Origin of the sequence: Streptomyces sp., assembly GCF_031178505.1 — a bacterium.
Taxonomy (GTDB): Bacteria; Actinomycetota; Actinomycetes; order Streptomycetales; family Streptomycetaceae; genus Streptomyces; species Streptomyces gulbargensis.
Genome location: NZ_JAPSIW010000881.1, coordinates 1 through 2,620, shown reverse-complemented (window position 1 = coordinate 2,620; position 2,620 = coordinate 1). Strand labels below are relative to the sequence as shown.

The window sequence follows — 2,620 nt, the reverse complement described above, 5'->3', positions numbered from 1 at the left end:
GGGGTCCGTCCGGCGGCGACCGTCACGCCGCCGCCAGGTCCAGGCGCACGCCGAACTCGCGTACCACCGGCTCCTGTGCGAACGGTTCCAGGCGGTCGCGGAGGTCCTCCAGGTACTCCGTGCCCCGGGACGACCTGAGGGTGCCGAGGAGTTCGATCGCCTGGGTGCCCGTCCGGCAGGCCTCCTCGAGTTCCCGTTGCTGGATCTGGGCGGAGGCGAGCAGGGCGAGGCCGATCGCCCGGCGCCGCGCCCGCGACTCCGGGTGCCCGGCGAGGGACTGGCGGGCCGCCCGCGCCGCCTCCTCCGCCTGACCCAGGTCCCGGTGGCAGTGGGCCAGTTCGTCGGCGAGGTAGGCGTGGTCGAAGTGCCGGATCCACGCCGGCTCGTCGCCCGACTCCGGGTCGGCCCGGTCCAGCGCCCGTACTGCCTCGCCCGCCGCCACCTCGAAGGAGCGCACGTCGCCGAGGAGCGCGTGGCCCCGCGCCTCCGCCGCGAGGAACATGGACTCCGCCCGGGGCGGCACCTTCCCGCGCGCCCCTTCCTGGGCCGCCCGCGCCAACTGGGCGATCTCGCGCGGGTTTCCGAGCTGTGCGGCGAGGTGGCTCATCGAGGCGGCGAGGACGTAGCCGCCGTAGCCCCGGTCGCCGGCGGCCTGCGCGAGGCGGAGGGCCTGGATGTAGTAGCGCTGCGCGAGGCCCGGTTCACCCGTGTCCACCGCCATGTACCCGGCGAGTTCGGTGAGGCGCGCGACCGCCGCGAACAGCTGGCGCCCCACGGCCTCCCGGTAGGAGCCCGACAGCATGCCGGACACCACGCTGTTGAGGTAGTGCACCACCACGGGCCGTACGTGCCCGCTGCCGAACCGGCGGTCGAGGTCGACGAGCGCGTCCGTCATCTCCCGCACCGCCGCCACGTCCGCCACCCCGACCCGGGCGCCCGCCGAGCGGGCCACGTGGGGGTCGGCGGCCGTGATCAGCCAGTCGCGGCTCGGCTCGACGAGCGCGGAGGCGGCGACCGACGAGCCGGACAGGAAGTCCCGCCGGCCGATGTCGCTGCGCCACAACTCGCAGACCTGCTCGATCGCACCGACGACGGTCGGCGCGAACTGGAGGCCGACACCGGCCGCGAGATTCCGTCCGTTGGCCATCCCGATCTCGTCGATGGTGACCGTGCGGCCCAGTTTGCGGCCCAGTGCCTCCGCGATGATCCCCGGTGCCCTGCCGCGCGGCTGCTGGCCGCGCAGCCAGCGTGCCACCGAGGTCTTGTCGTACCGCAGGTCGAGGCCGCGCTCCGCGCCGACCACGTTGACCCTGCGGGCGAGGCCGGCGTTGGAGCAGCCCGCCTCCTGGATGAGTGCCTGAAGCCTTTCGTTGGGCTGACGCGCGACGAGTGGTCTGGCTGCCAATGCATACCCCCTGAGGCCGTGCTGGGATCACGAGAGAAGTGATCACTGCCCGGTGAATATCCGGTCAATGCCGATGTGAACACGCGAAACCGGACAGGCCGGCCGGCGCCCGTGGCGGACGCTCCCACCCCTGCGTACCCACCCTCCGCTCCCCGCCCTCCCGCGCGCCCCCGCTGATGCTTCGATGCGCCCCGCGTGCAGGATCGATGCCTCACACCCCGCGCGGCGGCGCCCGTAACCCGGGGTGGTGGGGGAAGTTGAGTTCTTTCGTGGAAGAGACCATCGGAGTCACGGAAGCCGCACAGGTCCCCCAGCAGCGCGGCGAGCAACTGCTGGACAGCGCCGTGCGGTACGCGGAAGAACGCCACTGGGACGTGGTCCCCGGGACCTGGCTGGAGGCGGTCGAGGGCAGGGAGCGCTGCTCCTGCGGCGCCGAGACGTGCGCCCTCCCCGGTGCGCACGCGGCCAGACCCGACTGGTCGACGATGGCGACCGGGAGCGCCGTCGGGGCGCGCCGGATGTGGACGAAGCAGCCGAAGGCCTCCATCCTGCTGCCGACCGGCCGTACCTTCGACGCGATCGAGGTGCCGGAGTCGGCGGGCTTCCTGGCGCTCGCCCGCATGGAGCGCATGCAGCTCACGCTGGGGCCGGTGACCTGTACGCCCGACCGCCGGATGTTCTTCTTCGTGCTGCCGGGCGCCGCCGCCAAGGTGCCGGACCTCGTCCGCAAGCTGGGCTGGATGCCGGCCTCCATCGACCTCGTCACGCGGGGCGAGGGCCACTACGTGGCGGCCCCGCCGACCCGGGTCGGCGGACAGGGCGCGGTCCAGTGGGCCCGCCGCCCCACCCCGGCCAATCGCTGGCTGCCGGACGCGGAGGAGCTGATCAGCCCCCTCGCGTACGCCTGCGGCCGGGAGGCGGCGGACGCGCGGACCCGGGCACGGTGACCCCGGCCCGGTGACCCGCGCCCGGCGGCCCGGGGCGGTGCCCCGCTCGGGACGGCGGTGGCCGGTCCTGACGTCACCCTTATGGTGGAGCCCGTTCAGCACGGGGACAACCGAAGGGTTGACACATCATGCCTGACCAGGCATTTGACGGAGTGTCCGACGCGGCGGGCGCCGCCCCCGGGGGCGGGGGGGCGGCCGCCGGGGGGGGGGGCGGGCGGCGGGGCGGCGGGGGGGGGGGGGGGGCGGGGGGGGGGGCGCGGGGGGCCGG

At 74.8% G+C, this 2,620-nt stretch carries 2 protein-coding genes; one reads left to right on the top strand and one right to left on the bottom strand.

Annotated elements, in window-relative coordinates; translation table 11 throughout:
* Positions 1 to 22: 22 nt before the first annotated feature.
* Entirely contained in the window at positions 23 to 1,405 is a 1,383-nt protein-coding gene (locus RIF68_RS33895) for a transcriptional regulator (RefSeq protein ID WP_309055306.1), read from the bottom strand.
* A 269-nt stretch (positions 1,406 to 1,674) separates the two neighbouring features.
* On the opposite strand from RIF68_RS33895, the gene RIF68_RS33890 reads away from it, so the two are divergent.
* Positions 1,675 to 2,352, top strand: a complete 678-nt coding sequence (locus RIF68_RS33890) for a bifunctional DNA primase/polymerase (protein WP_309055305.1) — start codon at positions 1,675 to 1,677, stop codon at positions 2,350 to 2,352.
* The last annotated feature ends 268 nt before the right edge of the window (positions 2,353 to 2,620 follow it).